This is a genomic window from Paenibacillus xerothermodurans (genome assembly GCF_002220865.2).
GTDB lineage: Bacteria > Bacillota > Bacilli > Paenibacillales > NBRC-103111 > Paenibacillus_S > Paenibacillus_S xerothermodurans.
In genome coordinates this window covers 190,019-206,546 of the sequence record NZ_NHRJ02000005.1, presented here as the reverse complement: position 1 = coordinate 206,546, position 16,528 = coordinate 190,019, and the positions used below count along the sequence as shown (strand labels likewise).

Genomic DNA, 16,528 nt, shown 5'->3' with positions numbered 1-16,528 from the left:
TGGGATTCGTGCGTTTTCGACTCCGCCATTGCCCTTTCCGCTGCGTAAGCTTATAATATTGTCTATTGATTTAGCAGAGCGTTGGTTTCAAGCGCAGTAGATCCGCCTTTTTGCAGGTACCAAGTGCTTAGCCGGAGCACGAAGAATAGATAATTCACATGGGCGAACATCATAACCCCACTTGAATAAATAAATAACTAGGAGGACATTATGGACAAGCCGAACGAACTCATCGTCGTGTTGGATTTTGGCGGACAATACAATCAGCTCATCGCCCGCCGGATTCGTGATTTAGGCGTGTACAGCGAGCTGCTCCCGTTCAATACGTCAGCGGAGAAATTGAAAGAGCTGCAGCCGAAAGGTATCGTTTTCTCAGGCGGACCTGCCAGTGTATACGGGGAAGATTCGCCTCACGTAGATCCCGCTATATACGATTTGGGTATCCCCATCTTGGGCATCTGCTACGGCATGCAACTAATGGCCCACCAGCTGCAAGGCAAAGTGGAAAAGGCCTCCAAACGGGAATACGGCAAGGCGGATGTGGATTTCGCCGAGCACTGCCAACTGGTGCATGGCCTCGGTCAACAGCAAACCGTGTGGATGAGCCATGGCGACCATGTCGTTGGGCTTCCCGCAGGCTTTGTCGTGGACGCCAGCACCGAGCATGCGCCAGTCGCGGCCATGAGCCATCCGGAAAAAAATATGTTCGCGGTCCAGTTCCATCCCGAAGTGCGCCATTCTGTGTATGGCAATGAAATGATCCATAATTTCTTGTACAAGGTTTGCAGCTGCGAGGGCCAATGGACGATGGAGAGCTTCATAGAGGATACCGTTCGTGACATTCGCAATCAGGTAGGGGACAAAAAAGTGCTATGCGCGCTGAGCGGCGGCGTTGATTCTTCGGTCGTGGCCATCTTGCTGCACAAAGCCATCGGGAATCAATTGACCTGTATGTTTATCGATCACGGGCTTCTGCGCAAGGGCGAAGCGGAAAGTGTGATGGAGACCTTCGTAGGCAAATTCGACATGAAAGTCGTAAAAATCGACGCTCGCGACCGGTTTCTGGGCAAACTGGCCGGAGTGGACGATCCTGAGCAAAAACGGAAGATTATCGGAACGGAATTCATTCGTGTATTTGAAGAAGAGTCGGCACGGTTCGATGATTTCACGTTCTTGGCACAAGGAACTTTGTACACCGATATCGTGGAGAGCGGTACGGCGACTGCGCATACGATCAAGTCGCACCACAATGTCGGCGGTCTTCCCGAGGATATGAAATTCCAACTCGTTGAGCCGTTGAAAGCACTGTTCAAGGATGAGGTCCGCAAAGTCGGTGAAGAGTGCGGTCTGCCGGCAGCTATTGTGTGGCGTCAGCCATTCCCGGGACCTGGACTTGCCATTCGTGTGTTAGGCGAAGTCACGGAGGAGAAATTGACGATTGTACGGGAATCCGACGCCATCCTGCGCGATGAAATCGCGAAGGCCGGCCTTGATCGCGAAATTTGGCAGTACTTCACAGCTCTGCCTAACATGAAAAGCGTAGGCGTCATGGGTGACGCCCGCACCTACTCGTATACCGTGGGCGTTCGCGCAGTGACGTCGATCGACGGCATGACCGCCGACTGGGCGCGTATTCCGTGGGACGTGCTGGAGAAGATCTCCGTGCGTATCGTGAATGAAGTGGACAATGTGAACCGGGTCGTGTATGACATTACGTCGAAACCACCGGCAACCATTGAGTGGGAATAACCGGATAATATACGAACAAAATGGGAAATTTATGTATTTAATGTTCGGAAAATAGTAATTGACAAGATTCGTCAAGGCTCTTAGAATAAGTGATATCTAATAAGGGAATAACAGTTTCGTATAATTTCGGGAATCGGCCCGGAAGTTTCTACGAGATCACCGTAAATGATCTGGCTACGAACAAACAAAAGCGGTAAGACGTGTTTTCGCACCATCTTGCATAGACTCAGACTATAGCTGGGCTTGTGCTTGCGTGGTGCATAATGTCGTTTCGCCTGCCTTTGCTTGCGGCTCAGCATGGTCATGCTGAGCCTTTTCGTTGTTCCAAAACCATGTAGAGGGGGGATCTGGGGAATGGATCGATTTTTTAGGCTAAAGGAAAACGGCACCACAGTTCGTACGGAAATCATGGCGGGTTTAACGACGTTCATGACCATGGCTTACATTTTAGCGGTAAACCCGAACATTCTGAGCAGTTTTGGCACTGGTGCGACAGGTATGGATTGGGAATCCGTATTTCTGGCGACCGCTATTGCCGCAGGCGTGATGACCATTGCGATGGGGCTGTTTGTGAATTTTCCGGTGGCTCTCGCGCCGGGCATGGGCTTGAACGCGTATTTTGCAACCGTCATTCTTTCGTCTGAAGGACAGTTCACGTATCAGATGGGTCTTGCCGCAGTGTTTATTTCGGGCTTGATTTTTATTGTGTTGACAGTGACGAAAGTCCGCCAAATGCTGTTGGTCGCCGTGCCGGACAGCTTGAAGCATGCGATAACGGTGGGAATAGGTCTGTTTATCACTATCATCGGTGTCAAAAATAGCGGAATAATGACAATAGCTGTGGAGCCGTCGGAGGACATCCCGGCGCACACATTCACTAATATGCTCTCATTTGAAACTGTGCTGCATATGGGCAGTTTGACGGATCCTAGTGTGGTTTTGTGCATCGTTGGAATTGTGTTGATTTCGATCATGATGGTACTGCAGGTGCGCGGCGCGATTTTGTTCGGGATTTTGCTGACGACAGTTGTCGGCTATCTTATGGGACAAGTCAATTTGGGTGTTCTGACAGATCCCGACACGACTTGGGTACCGGACTTAACCGAGCTGGCTTTTGCGGAGTTTGACTTTGAAGGTCTGTTGAATGCAGGAATTATCACGGTTATTTTGACGTTCACGTTCGTTGAGCTGTTCGACACTTTTGGCACGTTGGTAGGAACCGCGAATCGTGCCGGCTTTATGAAAAACAAACAAGAGGGCCACAAAAAAGTCGGTAAGGCGATGATGGTTGACGCAGTAGCGGTGAGTGGGGGGGCTCTAGTAGGTACCAGTACGGTTACCGCTTTTGTGGAGAGTGCTGCGGGCGTCGCCCAAGGCGGAAGAACCGGCCTTACCGCCGTAACGACCGGAGTTTGCTTTTTGTTGGCGCTGTTTCTAGCTCCGATTGCGGCACTGGTGCCAGGACCGGCGACGGCCGCGGCTTTGATTATTGTCGGTGTTCTGATGATGCAATCGGTAAAAGAAATTGATTTTCAGGATCTGGTAGTTGCTATTCCGGCTTTCTTTATGATCGTGATTATGCCTTTCACTTACAATATCGCCAACGGCATCTCGTTCGGTATTGTGATGTATGTCATTTTGGCGACTGTTGCCCGGCTAAGCGGACGAGGGGAGCATAAGGTGCATTGGTTGATGTGGATATTGGCCGCGCTGATCGTGCTGCGCTACACAATGATCGGAACAGAGTGATGCGACGAGCTGCATAGTCATGAGGCGGACGAGCCCCGGCGTTGTTATTAGAACGTTCCGGCTTTTTATTGGAGTAAAATTGCAATTTTCAGAAAAATGGCATTGACTTTGAGGGAGCGGTGCGGCTGAGACCGGAACAACGGTATGTAGGCGGCAACGGAGGACCCCCCACGTTAATGGGGAGTGCAGTGAACAGTGGACTGGGGCGGATCATTAGCCTCGCTGTAAACTACTTTGATTTGCACGGTAAGTGGACTCCTGCGCGAAGGGGTCAATCAGAAGGGCACCACGGCAGCCGAAGGCCTGTCGTCTCTAGAATAGAGACGGCGGCCTTTTTTTCATTCCAAGAATGCATTTTTTCTGGTGCAGAACAAAAAAGAGGAGGAATTGACAATGACGTGTGAACCAATTCGGCCTGGAACTGACGGATGAACAGATGGAATCACTCTACGTGCAATTCAAAGAACTCGCGGATGAGCAAAAAGTAGTGCACGACCATCAGCTGATGCAGCTTGTGGGCAAGACGGTTAACACTGAGCTGCAGCCGTACCCCCTGCGCCATGTACAGGTGCTCACAGGCACCGCGGGAAGCAGGATGGCGTCCTGCACAATCATGAATCGCGGCGGGTGTGGAGACGGTATACTCGGGCACCGAGTTGGTTATTATGAGCGACATCTGATGGGGAATTTCGCGACACATCATGTACGTTGTTTAATAATAAGGAAACACAAGGGGCTGTGGACAATAGTTATCCACAGCCCCTGTGTATTATGTGTATAAACGCCAAAAGTGGCTTTGCAGCCCACAAATTCTTGCCCATGTTTTTTTATGAAACGTGGATATATTTTTCACACCTATCTGTGGATAATGTGCATAAGTCTGTGGATTAACGAAGAAGTGGGGATATTTCAACAAAAAATCAGTCCGTTAGGATGTGGACAACCCTGTGGATAGTGACCAGTCACACAACTGCAGCTATGCACAGGGTGGATAACTCGCTGTCCCTTGTGGCATCGTAAACAGCAAACGCTATATTTTTGGCTAATGTGGTGGTGTTTGGGTGGACTCTGTGAGGGATAACCCGGCTCATCACCGGCCGATATCAACGGTTCGGACAAGCATGGGCGGCGCGATCTTACGAATGAGCAAAAGGCGGGTGTAACACGTGGGTAAGCTAAATACCATAGCGGTCTCTGTCATCGTGTGGACAAGTGTTGTCTTAGCACAGCATACCGCCAGCACCGTTGAGGCTGCGGTCACCCTGCCTCAGGAGCAGCAGGCGCAGAAAACAATACCAAATGCTGTGAGAAAGAAAGTGACCATTATATCTGTGCCCGGTTTATCTTTTCTTGAACTGGGCGCTGTGGGCGGCGAGCCCCCGCTGGCTGAAGCAATGCCGCATTTGGCTGAAATCCGGCGCGACGCCGCATGGGGCGCTATGAACGTACGGACGCCGGGCAGAGGTATAGAAGATGTTTATACTTCGTTTGGTGCGGGCCATTTTGCTTACAGTTCAACCGGCATACAAGGGTTACAGGCGGATGAAATGGTCGGTAGTGAGACTGCGCTGTGCCGTTTTGTACGGTTCACAGGCGAGAGCGTGGGGACGGACCGGCCGGGTGGAATCGTTATACCGCGAATGGCGCTGCTCAAGCGAAAAAATGAAATCGGCAGCTACCGCGCTCAGCCGGGCATGCTTGGTGAACAGTTGGCCGCGAGTGGTGTCCGCGTTAGCGTGTGGGGCAACCTGGATTTACTGAAATCCAGCCGGTCTCTGCGTAAGGCGGAATTCGGAAGGAGTTATCGCAGATACGCCCCGTTGATGCTGACCGACACAGCCGGGCGTGTGCCACATGGCGATGTGAGCGGCAGCATTCTGCTGCGTGACGTGTCGGGGCCGTCTGGTTTACGCACCAACTACTCGCGTCTGCTGGAGCTTTGGCGAGTAGAAAAGGGGTCTGCGGTGACGCTGCTGGAGCTGGGGGATTTGCACCGGCTGTATGCGGAGCGAGCATCGTATTCAGAGCAAGCGTTCCGGCAGGCGAAAAACGATGTAGTGAGTGAGATTGACCATTTTATTGGCACGGTGATCAACGATATCAAGGCCGAGCACACAGCGGGCACGGAGGAGCAGCAGGAGTTATGGCTGATTAGTCCACAAGTGAATCCGGATGCGGCCAAGGCAAAAGCGCTGTTGGCACCGGCAATGAACTACCGCCCGGGAGCACCAGAGGCGCTGCTCACGTCGGCCACCACCCGGCGGGCGGGTGTGGTATCCAGCATTGACTTCGCGCCCTCCCTATTGGCGGCCTATGGCATTGTCGAGCACTCCGACATGCTTGGCCTGCCGATGCAGGCTGAGCCATGTGCCGGCGCGCTCACACAGCTCTTGCATGATGTGCGGCGGATGCAGAGCGTGTATCTCATGAGACCGCCGCTGCTGATCGGTCTGGCTGTGTATGAAATTGCTGCAATGATCGGTGCGTTGGCAGCGGTGGGGCTCTTCGGTGACCAAAGGCTCCGAAAGAGAGGGCGTGTGCTGTGGAGATGTGTGTTGTTTTCACTGCTGCTCGCTCCTGCGGGATTGCTTGCACTGGGGCGCATGCCGAATGAACCGGGGTGGCTGCACGTGACGGCGGCCATCGGATCTGTGGTGGCTGTTAGTGCGGTGTTGGCTGCGGCCGCTCAACGCATTACTGGGGGCTACGTGCATTGCCTTGCCGGCATAGGCCTGTTCATCAGCGCGCTTATTCTGTACGACGGGTTTGGCGGGGCAAGGGGGATGCAGTGGTCCGTGCTCGGCTATGACCCGATGATCGGCGCGAGGTATTACGGCATCGGCAATGAATATATGGGCGTGCTGCTCGGCGCCGCGCTGCTCGGCCTGACGGCGCTGCAGCAGGCGCTGCGCCTCCGGCGCCGGCCGCGCCGCGCAGTGCACGGGCCCGGGGGCCCGTTCACTGCTCCCGGCACGTCAGCACCGGCGCCTGCGCTAGCTGCGCTGCCCGCTGCCGCGGCAGGCACGCTCATCGCCGGCTACCTGGCCTCGCCGGCGCTCGGCACTAACGCCGGCGGAGCGCTGGCCGCGGCGGCGGGCTTCGGCGCGCTGCTGGCGCGCCTGGCCGGCGGGCGCAGCTGGCTGCGCGCTGCGCCCGCCCTCGCGCTGCTGATGTGCGCAGCGCTCGCTGGCTTGTGGCTGCTGAACGCAGGCGCAGCCACAGGAGCTATGGCCGATGGGCAGCAGAGCCATATCGGCCGTGCTTTCGAGGCGCTGCACCAGGGGCGGCTCGACACGATCGGTGCCATCATCGGGCGCAAGCTGCAGATGAACTGGCACCTGATCGGGGTCTCGGCCTGGAGCAAGGTGCTGCTCACCGGCCTTGCGGTAATGGCGGCGTTAGTGCTGCGGCCGCGCGGGGTGTTCCGCCGTTGGCAGAGGCGCTACCCGTTCTTGATGTACGGCTGCGCGGCCAACGTGATCGGCACCATCGAGGCGCTGCTGCTCAATGATTCCGGCATCGTCGCCGCTGCAACGATGATTATATACAGCAGCGTCCCTCTGCTGCTGCTCAAACTAGAAGGCGCCTAAACATCGAGGCGCCTTCCTTTACTTTCACCTATAAAAATGTAGTCCAGATTGACACGGACGGCGTGTGCGGTTTGTGTCTTGAGACGTTTTATTCGCCAGTTTCAATCACATATCGTGCTCGCGCAGCTTTTGTTTCAAACCTGTAGCCTGTATACCCGAGCGTATCCCACATCTGCCTACTCAGCCAACTGTTCCCACTGATCATAGTAAGCTGCGAGCTTCTTTCGTTTCGATTCCATGGCTTCGTTTTTTTGTTGCACCAGGACATAGTCGTTGTACACCTCAGGCTCCGCCAGCTCCGACTCAATGGCAGCTACTTCGGCTTCCAGCCGGGCGATGTCCTGCTCGAGCTGCTCCAGCTTGCGCAGACGCGCCCGTTCCTCGCGTTTCGCCTGCTTATTGGCTTCGTAGCCGGCCTCGGCCGGTGCGGCGGCTTTCACCGCGGTGTCCGCCGCGGCGTCGACGATCGCTTTGCTTTTCGCCCCCGGCGTGCCCGCCACACGCTGCCGCTCGATTTCGGCGAGCTCCTGCTTTTTCTCCGTATAGTCGTCGTAGTTGCCTAAGTAGGCGGTCACGCCTTCCCGTGTTAGCTCGAGCATGGACTCCGCCATTTTGTTCAGAAAATACCGGTCATGCGAAATAAATAACAGCGTACCTTCATAATCGATAAGAGCGGATTCGAGCACTTCCTTGCTGTACAGATCGAGGTGGTTGGTCGGCTCGTCGAGAATGAGCACGTTTGCTTTTTCCAGCATCAGCTTTGCGAGGGATACGCGAGCTTTCTCGCCGCCGCTCAGCGATCCGATCTTCTTGAACACGTCCTCTCCGCTGAACAAAAAGCTGCCAAGCACGGTTCGAATCCGCGCCTCCTCGATATGCGGAAACGCATTCCAAACTTCGTCCAGCACTGTGTTTTTCTCATTGAGACCGGTCTGTTCTTGATCATAATAGCCGATCCGGACGTTGGCGCCCCATTGTATAGATCCTGTGTCGGGCTTGCGTTCGCCTACCATTGTTTTCAGCAGGGTTGACTTGCCGATCCCGTTCGGTCCGATTAAGGCGGCGGTGTCCCCGCGGCGCAGCTGGAAATTCACATCCCGCACCAGAGGACTGCGGCCATCATAAGACACTGCGACATCGCTCACCGACAGCACCTCTTTACCTGACATTTGCTCTACTTCAAACGAAAAATGTGCACGCTTTAAGTCGCCGAGCGGCTTCTCGATACGTTCCATTTTTTCCAACGCTTTGCGGCGGCTTTGGGCCCGCTTGGTGGTGGAGGCGCGCACCAGATTGCGCTGGACGAATTCTTCCATTTTGGCGATGTGATCCTGCTGCTTCTCAAATTGTTTAAGCTGGCTTTCGTATTCGGCTTGCTTCGTTTCAATGAATTTAGAATAATTTCCTGTGTACCGTTTCGAGCTTGTTCTTTCGATCTCATAGATCGCGTCCACCAGAGAGTCGAGGAAATACCTATCGTGCGACACAACCAGAATCGCCCCGGGGTAAGAGCGCAGATAGCCTTCCAGCCAGGTCAGCGTCGGTATATCCAGGTGGTTGGTAGGTTCATCTAGAAGCAGCAAGTCGGGCTCCTGCAGCAGCATTTTGGCGAGTGCGAGCCGCGTTTTTTGACCGCCGCTCAACGTGTTGACAGGTGTATCCGGTGCGAAGTCGCCAAAGCCCATCCCATGCAGCACTCCGCGAATGCGGGCATCCTTTTCATATCCGCCCTGCTCTTTGAACCATTCGGACCGGCTGGCATACCGTTTCATCGTATCCTCCGTCAGCTTCGCATCAGCGAGCACCTCCGGATCCGACATCATGGTCTCGAGCTTGCGCAGCTCCTGCTCCGCCTCCTCCAGATGTGCGAACACCGTGCGCATTTCATCCCAGATTGACCGATCGGTAAACAGGCCGCTGTTTTGCTTCAGGTAGCCGATTCTCGTTTCCTTCGCTTTGAAAATGTCCCCGGAATCGTAAGACATCTCGCCTGCGATAATTTGCAGAAGCGTGGATTTGCCTGCGCCGTTTACGCCGACCAGACCAATGCGCTCCCGCGGTTCGATTTGTAACGTTATATTTGAAAGTACGGTATTGATCCCGTAACTTTTTGTAATTCCTGATGCCTGCAAAAGCATGTTGATCCTCCCAAACTTTGTGCAATTGGAGACGCGCCAGCCTAGCAAGCTAGCAGCATCTTTTCTATTAATAAGTGTACCATGTTCCATACTATTTTTCAGCACCGGCCTTGTTCGCGCGTTCCCATCCATTCCTTGTATACAATGCAGACCGGTTTGTCGTATGCTTGATTTATAACCTTACCGTTGTCCGGGCACTGATGTGCTCTTTTATTTTGTGTAAAAATATGATGAAAGGGGGCGGAGAAGATGCAGTTGAATGTTTCCACCGGGTTTCCTGTCATGGGGCCGGGGTTAGGCGAAAGCGTACTGCTGGTTCTGATCGTTGCGCTGATCGCCGCCTCCCTGTTCTTAACCTATCGTAGGTCTGCCGCCGCTGAATCGTCTGCTTCACATATATCCGGGTCTGCACCCGCGGGCAAGCATACCTTTATGACTTTTAACATTCGCCATGCAAAAGGAATGGACCTGCAAGTCCGGTTGGACGCGATCCGTGATCAAATTGGGCGGGAGGGCGCGGACTTTGTCGCACTGCAGGAGGTCGACCGTTACCAGTGGCGCAGCGGACTGCACGATCAAGCCCGATATTTGGCGAACAAGTTGGATATGCACTACAGTTTTGCACCAGCGCTGAAACAGGGCTTTTCTGAGTACGGAGTGGCGCTTCTCAGCCGTTATCCTATGCATGATGTGCATACGTATCCGCTGCCTGGGGAGAAAGAACAGCGCGTTCTTCTGACAGCGAGGACGAACATCGACGGCAGGCCGGTCACACTTGCCACTACCCATTTGGGTGTGTCGGCAGATGAACGCGCGCTGCAGATGCCTATTTTGCACGAAATACTGCGATCTATCGGCACGCCTCTCGTGCTGATGGGGGATTTCAATATGTCCGCTGATGACCCGCTGATGCAAGAGTCACTAGCGTTCCTTCATAAAGTGCCTCTCGTGGAACCCGGCAAAACGCTGCACAGTGGCGGGGAGATCGATCATATTTGGACCAGCTTTCCTAACGACGACTCTGCGCGGGCGGTGTGGACCCGGGCTTCAGACCATCTTCCGGTGGTATATGCGAAGAGCTTTTCTGAGGCGGCGTAGGGTTGCAAGGGGCTCGAGCAGTCGGCGCATTGATCGGGAGGTCAACAATCAGCGGTGTCGCGCCCCGCTGTCATGCTTTGCCGTGACCGGCTTGGCCGTGCGGCCCGGACGGTATAATCGTTTGTCACACAGCTTGTCTCACACATCCTTGTCGTGCCAGACTCTGGAAATACAGCTTTTCGCGCTGGTTTGTCGCAGCATTTGGCGGGCACCTGAGAAGGTTATGCTCCATCATAGTACTTTGTACTCGTTATTTGAGCGGTTTTTGTGTTAAACTAAGGAAATACATGCATTATGGGATAACTTTTTCCTGCAATGGATTTGCCGCAATTTCCTGTACGGTAGTACATGATGTTAAATTATGCTCACGACCCCATCAAAGAGAGGCTGTACCAATGAATATCAAAGAACTGAAAATAGAGCTTCGTCGGAGGGCGGAGGCCAAACGGAAAGCTTTACCGCCTGATGAGCGGTTTATTAAAACCAAACGGATCAACCACCTGCTGATCCATAGAATAAGCGAGGTTCTGGAGTCTCGTGCAAAATCGGGACGCAGACCGACTCTTTTCACTTACATGCCTATTAAGTCTGAAATTGATATCACGCCGGTGATGGAAGCCTGCTGGAGTAAACAGTATCGCGTCTTGATTCCCAAAGTCCAGCCGGAGCAGCGGCTTAAGCTGTTCGAGGTACGTTCACATGCGGATTTCGAACCGGGCACGTGGGGGATTTTGGAGCCTGTGTCCGATGCGCCTCAACTTTTGGACATAAAGCAAATCGACGCTGTGCTGGTGCCTGGTTTGGCTTTTGACGTTCGGCTTGGCCGGCTTGGCTACGGGGGCGGTTATTACGACCGTTTCATGCAGCAGTTTATCCGCAACAGATATCCGAAGCCTTACATGATTGCGGGTGCCTTCGATCTGCAGGTGATCAAGGAGGTCCCGATGGGCTTGTTCGATTTTCGGCTGGACGAGTTGATCACTGAGGAAAGAACGATCCGCGCGGCCAAGATTGTCAAGTAGGTCATTGTTACCCCAAACATTTTCGCTTGCCGCCTTACCTTATTTTTCGCCATTATCAAATCCAGAGAGGAGCGCTCAGATGTCAGATTCAACCCCGTTGACACATTTCAATGAACAAGGACGTGCCCGCATGGTGGATATCTCGGAGAAACAAGAAACGAGCCGTACTGCGACGGCACGCACGACCATCACGATGCTTCCTTCCACATTGCAATTGATTAAGCAAGGCAAGATAGGCAAAGGCGATGTGCTCGCGGTATCGCAGGTGGCAGCCATCATGGCCGCCAAGAAAACATCAGATTGGATTCCGATGTGCCATCCGCTGGCTTTAACCGGTGTGGACGTTCGTTTTTCCGACAATGAGCACAATGAACTTTACATAGAAGCGACGGTCAAGACCAAGGGCTTGACCGGTGTCGAAATGGAGGCTCTTACCGCCGTTTCGGCTGCGGCTCTTACGGTGTATGACATGTGCAAAGCGGCGGAAAAAACGATGGAAATCGGTCCCACCCAGCTTCTGAGAAAGTCCGGCGGTAAAAGCGGCGACTTTCATAGAAACGAAATTGATAATTGATTTAATCATAAACATGGACCCATGGAGAGGAGTAAGCTTATGCGTTGGAAAGTGGCGATTTTGACCGCAAGCGACCGAGGATCCCGGGGAGAACGGGAGGATACGAGCGCCCAAGTCATTCGGGAGCTGATAGAAGAGGAAATCAACGGCGAAATCATCGAATACCGGGTCGTACCGGACGAAAAAGACGAGATCATGGCCGCCCTCATTGAGATGACTGACTATTTCAAAGTTGATTTAATTCTGACCACCGGTGGTACGGGCCTCGCGCCGCGGGATGTTACCCCTGAGGCGACGCTGAGTGTCATTGACCGTGCAGCTCCCGGCTTTGCTGAGGCGATGCGAATGATATCTATGCAAAAAACACCCAAAGCAATGCTATCCCGTGCGGTATCGGGCATTCGCGGCAGCACGCTTATTATTAATCTGCCCGGCAGCCCTAAGGGCGTGTCTGAAAATTTAGGGGCGATCATGGATCAGCTCCCTCACGCTCTCGGTATTTTAACCGGCCGCGAAGGAGATCACAGCTATGAAGCTTGAATCGATGCTGCGTGAGGTAAAGGTGGAGGATGCGGTAGGCTTGGTGCTGGCTCATGATTTTACGCAGATCCTGCCAGGCAGCTTCAAAGGCCGCTTGTTTTCCAAAGGCCATGTCATTCGCAAGGAGGACATCCCCGCGCTGTTGAGCATTGGCAAAGAACACATCTATGTTATTGATTTGCAAGAGGGCTGGCTGCATGAGGATGAGGCTGCGCTGCACTTGGCACGTGCCGCTGCGGGCGCTAATGTTGCGTTAACGGAACCGCACGAAGGCAAGATATCGCTGAAGTCAACCATACATGGATTGGCGAAAATCGACAAAACACTGGTCGACGCGGCGAACGCCATCGATCAGGTTGTGGTGTCTACTATTCTAACGAATACCGTAGTGAAGCCTGGGCAGCTGCTGACTGGAACGCGTGTAATTCCGCTGCTGGTCGAGGAGAGCAAGGTTGCTCAAGTAGAACGGCTCGCTGAGGTCCCGCTGGTCGAGGTCAAGCCGTTTCGTGCTCTGCGTGTCGGCTTAATTACAACTGGGAGCGAAGTGTACAAAGGGCGGATACAGGATAAATTCGGCCCGGTGGTGCGGGACAAAGTCGCGGCGCTAGGCTCTGAAGTGATTGAACAGCGGCTGGCACCGGATGAGAGCGACAAGATCGTCACTGAAATCCGTTATTTTTTGGAGGAGCGAAAGGCGGACTTGATCTTGGTCACCGGCGGCATGTCCGTTGACCCGGACGACCGTACGCCCGGCGCCATTAAGCAGGCCGGAGCACGCATCGTGAGCTACGGGACGCCAATGCTGCCCGGCTCCATGCTGTTGATCGGTTACTTGGGTGAAATACCGATCATGGGTCTGCCCGGCTGTGTCATGCACGACCCTCACACCTCGTTTGACGTGCTGCTGCCGCGCATATGTGCCGGGGAAGTTATCGTGCGCGAGGATATTACGTCCATGGGCTACGGCGGGCTGCACAATTGTTAGCCTAGGCCGGAACCGTGAGAGAGGAGTTGACGGCAGTGTTTAGTGCAGGTGAAATCATACTCATTGCGATCGTGGCGTTATTTTTATTCGGGCCGACCAAATTGCCGGAACTGGGACGGACCCTTGGGCGTACGCTAAGTGAATTCAAGAAAGGTGCGCAGGGTTTGATGGAGGATGCGCATGCCGCAGCACCGCAGGACGTGCGACAAGATGCGATGCAGCGCCCAGTGCCGGATCCCGTGTCCGAGCTGATCACTGCTCCTGTCCAGACTGATCACGCAGTGCCGGCCCAGCTTCAGCAGACACCCTCATCTCGCGACAAGCGGGAAGACTTGCGTAGGCTGCCGGAATAAATTTTCATACGGGCTTCTGTATCAGGTCTCGTATGGCCTCAGAGGCGGGATCAGCGGCCGCGATCGGCTGCGCCTTGCTGCTGCTTCTTGCAGCATGTGAGACCTGTCGGCAGATGATGGCGACACGGGCAGTGTACGCTGGTTCACCAAAAAGCGTCCCCAAGCCCGAGCCACTTCGTTGCGCGTGCCCGTGCCGGTATTGTCCCGCTGAGGAGTATGTCCAATATAACCTGTTTTTGCGGCTATTGTTTCGCCGCAGAGGCAGGTTTTTTCATATGGATTAGGATTGAATAATTTACCATTGCATGGGTAAAATGATTGGGGTATGAAAAATCGGTAAAAGCACTTGCAAAATATCTCCAAACTGATTATCATAATAAGTGTTGTTAGCACTTATCATGTTAGAGTGCTAACAGGGAAATTCAGAACCATATCTCAAAGGAGGCTATATTCTCATGATCAAACCGTTAGGTGATCGCGTTGTCATTGAAGCTATTGCTAAGGAGGAAACGACTGCAAGCGGTATTGTCCTGCCTGACACTGCCAAAGAAAAGCCGCAAGAAGGTAAAGTCATCGCAGTAGGTAGCGGTTCTTTGAAGGACGGCGAACGCACTCCGCTTGAAGTTAAGGAAGGCGACCGTATCATTTTCTCCAAATATGCCGGCACTGAAGTGAAATACGATGGCCGTGAGCTTCTGATTTTGCGTGAAAACGACATTCTTGCCGTTTTAGCCTAATTCGTGGAGCCTGCTTAAGACTTACTTAAGACAAGATAATCAGCTGCTAATGTGGTCATTAGCGCAGTATATACTTACGGAAATATGAAGGACACGCTTCTAAATACACATTTTTTTCGGGAGGGTATCACACATGGCAAAAGAAATTAAATTTAGTGAAGACGCTCGTCGCGCGATGCTTCGTGGTGTTGACGCGCTTACAAATGCCGTTAAAGTAACTTTGGGACCAAAAGGCCGCAACGTCGTTCTTGAGAAAAAGTTCGGCAGCCCATTGATCACTAACGACGGTGTGACCATCGCTAAAGAAATCGAATTGGAAGATGCGTTCGAGAACATGGGCGCGCAGCTCGTTAAAGAAGTAGCTACGAAAACCAACGATGTTGCCGGTGATGGCACAACTACCGCCACTGTTTTGGCTCAAGCTATGATCCGCGAAGGCTTGAAAAACGTAACCGCAGGCGCTAACCCAATGGTTATCCGCAGAGGTATCGACAAAGCGGTGAAAGCCGCAGTATCAGAGTTGCAAAACATCTCCAAGACCATCGAAGGCAAGCAGTCCATCGCTCAAGTAGCGGCAATCTCCGCAGCTGACGAAGAAGTAGGCGAATTGATCGCTGAAGCTATGGAAAAAGTGGGCAAAGACGGCGTTATCACCGTTGAGGAGTCCAAAGGCTTCGCAACTGAGCTTGAAGTGGTTGAGGGCATGCAGTTCGACCGTGGATATATCTCCCCTTACATGATTACTGATACAGACAAAATGGAAGCTGTATTGGAAAATCCATACATCTTGATCACAGACAAGAAAATCGGCAACATTCAAGAGATCCTGCCTGTGCTTGAGAAAGTAGTACAGCAAGGTAAACCGCTTGTTATCATTGCTGAGGACGTTGAAGGTGAAGCGTTGGCAACTCTGGTTGTGAACAGACTTCGCGGTACGTTTACTTGCGTAGCTGTTAAGGCACCAGGCTTCGGAGACCGTCGTAAAGCTATGCTGCAGGATATCGCTGCATTGACTGGCGGTCAAGTGATTACTGAGGAATTGGGTCTTGACTTGAAGGCCACAACTCCTGATCAATTGGGTTCCGCTCGTCAAGTTCGTGTAACTAAAGAAAACACGATCATCGTTGACGGCGCTGGCGATGCGAAAGATATCGGTGCACGCATTTCCCAAATCCGTACTCAGTTGGAAGAAACAACTTCCGATTTCGATAGAGAGAAGCTGCAAGAGCGTCTTGCTAAATTGTCCGGCGGCGTAGCGGTAATCAAAGTTGGTGCAGCTACCGAGACTGAGTTGAAAGAACGCAAACTGCGTATCGAAGATGCTCTGAATGCAACTCGCGCTGCTGTTGAAGAAGGTATCGTATCCGGTGGTGGTACAGCACTGATCAACGTATACGCTGCAGTATCCAAAGTTGAAGGTACCGGCGATGAGCAAACTGGTGTGAACATCGTTCTACGCGCTCTGGAAGAGCCTGTACGCACGATCGCGGCTAACGCTGGTCAAGAAGGATCTGTTATCGTTGAGCGCCTGAAAAAGGAATCTGTGGGCATTGGTTACAACGCAGCTACAGGCGAGTGGGTTAACATGTTCGAAGCAGGTATCGTTGACCCTGCAAAAGTGACTCGTTCTGCACTGCAAAACGCAGCATCCGTCGCAGCTATGTTCCTGACAACCGAAGGCGTGATCGCCGACAAGCCGGAAAAAGAGAAACCAGGCATGCCTGACATGGGCGGCATGGGTGGCATGGGCGGAATGGGCGGCATGATGTAATAAACATCAGAAAGCCTAGGTATTTAAAGGGTTCTAGTGGATACAGCGCATGTTCGTGCTTTTGCTTATCGCTAAGCACAAAAATGTCCGCTTTTTTCACAGAAACCATTCTACAAGAGAAGGTCTTTCATCAGTTTCTTTGAACTGGTGGGAGGCCTTTTCTTCATATTGTTGTTATGTGACGGCCACCGCAACCGTGCATAGTGCTGCGCCGCGGAAATA

13 protein-coding genes and 1 riboswitch are annotated in these 16,528 nt (G+C 53.0%); of the genes, 11 read left to right on the top strand and 2 right to left on the bottom strand.

The features are described 5' to 3' along the window. The first annotated feature begins 210 nt into the window (after window positions 1–210). Together guaA and CBW46_RS11835 are read left to right on the top strand one after the other, a co-directional pair. Window positions 211–1,749 (top strand): glutamine-hydrolyzing GMP synthase, encoded by a 1,539-nt coding sequence (gene guaA / locus CBW46_RS11840; protein ID WP_089200207.1) that lies wholly within the window; start codon window positions 211–213, stop codon window positions 1,747–1,749. A gap of 96 nt (window positions 1,750–1,845) precedes the next feature. Next, window positions 1,846–1,946: riboswitch (purine riboswitch) on the top strand. Window positions 1,947–2,103: 157 nt separating this feature from the next. Continuing rightward, window positions 2,104–3,498 carry an NCS2 family permease gene (locus CBW46_RS11835; RefSeq protein WP_089200206.1) on the top strand — a complete coding sequence of 465 codons (1,395 nt, stop codon included), beginning with the start codon at window positions 2,104–2,106 and terminating at the stop codon, window positions 3,496–3,498. Between the two features lie 442 nt (window positions 3,499–3,940). Here CBW46_RS11835 and CBW46_RS21295 read toward each other — a convergent pair whose 3' ends face one another. Next, the gene (locus CBW46_RS21295; RefSeq protein WP_165842275.1) at window positions 3,941–4,174 is read right to left on the bottom strand and encodes a hypothetical protein; all 234 of its coding nucleotides are present in this window, start codon (window positions 4,172–4,174) and stop codon (window positions 3,941–3,943) included. A gap of 490 nt (window positions 4,175–4,664) precedes the next feature. On the opposite strand from CBW46_RS21295, the gene CBW46_RS11820 reads away from it, so the two are divergent. Next, complete coding sequence (locus tag CBW46_RS11820) at window positions 4,665–7,088, top strand: hypothetical protein (protein ID WP_089200204.1); 2,424 nt, start codon at window positions 4,665–4,667, stop codon at window positions 7,086–7,088. 176 nt (window positions 7,089–7,264) lie between these two features. On the opposite strand, the gene CBW46_RS11815 is transcribed toward CBW46_RS11820, so the two are convergent. Continuing rightward, a complete protein-coding gene (locus CBW46_RS11815; protein WP_089200203.1) occupies window positions 7,265–9,226 on the bottom strand; it encodes an ABC-F family ATP-binding cassette domain-containing protein in 1,962 nt (653 codons plus the stop codon). A gap of 249 nt (window positions 9,227–9,475) precedes the next feature. Between CBW46_RS11815 and CBW46_RS11810 the strand changes: the two genes are divergently transcribed. From CBW46_RS11810 to groL, 8 genes are all read left to right on the top strand, one after another. Continuing rightward, window positions 9,476–10,324 carry an endonuclease/exonuclease/phosphatase family protein gene (locus CBW46_RS11810; RefSeq protein WP_089200202.1) on the top strand — a complete coding sequence of 283 codons (849 nt, stop codon included), beginning with the start codon at window positions 9,476–9,478 and terminating at the stop codon, window positions 10,322–10,324. A gap of 395 nt (window positions 10,325–10,719) precedes the next feature. Next, entirely contained in the window at window positions 10,720–11,346 is a 627-nt protein-coding gene (locus CBW46_RS11805) for a 5-formyltetrahydrofolate cyclo-ligase (protein ID WP_089200201.1), read from the top strand. Between the two features lie 79 nt (window positions 11,347–11,425). Continuing rightward, a complete protein-coding gene (gene moaC / locus CBW46_RS11800; RefSeq protein ID WP_089200200.1) occupies window positions 11,426–11,920 on the top strand; it encodes a cyclic pyranopterin monophosphate synthase MoaC in 495 nt (164 codons plus the stop codon). A gap of 39 nt (window positions 11,921–11,959) precedes the next feature. Next, on the top strand, window positions 11,960–12,460 hold the full coding sequence (mog, locus tag CBW46_RS11795; protein WP_089200199.1) for a molybdopterin adenylyltransferase: 501 nt from the start codon (window positions 11,960–11,962) through the stop codon (window positions 12,458–12,460). Beyond that, the gene (locus CBW46_RS11790) at window positions 12,450–13,445 is read left to right on the top strand and encodes a molybdopterin-binding protein (protein ID WP_089200198.1); all 996 of its coding nucleotides are present in this window, start codon (window positions 12,450–12,452) and stop codon (window positions 13,443–13,445) included. Before mog ends, CBW46_RS11790 begins: the two co-directional genes overlap by 11 nt. A 53-nt stretch (window positions 13,446–13,498) precedes the next feature. Continuing rightward, the gene (locus tag CBW46_RS11785; RefSeq protein ID WP_207802281.1) at window positions 13,499–13,798 is read left to right on the top strand and encodes a twin-arginine translocase TatA/TatE family subunit; all 300 of its coding nucleotides are present in this window, start codon (window positions 13,499–13,501) and stop codon (window positions 13,796–13,798) included. Window positions 13,799–14,253: 455 nt separating this feature from the next. Further along, complete coding sequence (gene groES / locus CBW46_RS11780) at window positions 14,254–14,535, top strand: co-chaperone GroES (protein ID WP_089200196.1); 282 nt, start codon at window positions 14,254–14,256, stop codon at window positions 14,533–14,535. Between the two features lie 133 nt (window positions 14,536–14,668). After that, window positions 14,669–16,306, top strand: coding sequence for a chaperonin GroEL (gene groL, locus CBW46_RS11775; RefSeq protein ID WP_089200195.1), 1,638 nt, complete (start codon window positions 14,669–14,671; stop codon window positions 16,304–16,306). Window positions 16,307–16,528 lie beyond the last annotated feature (222 nt).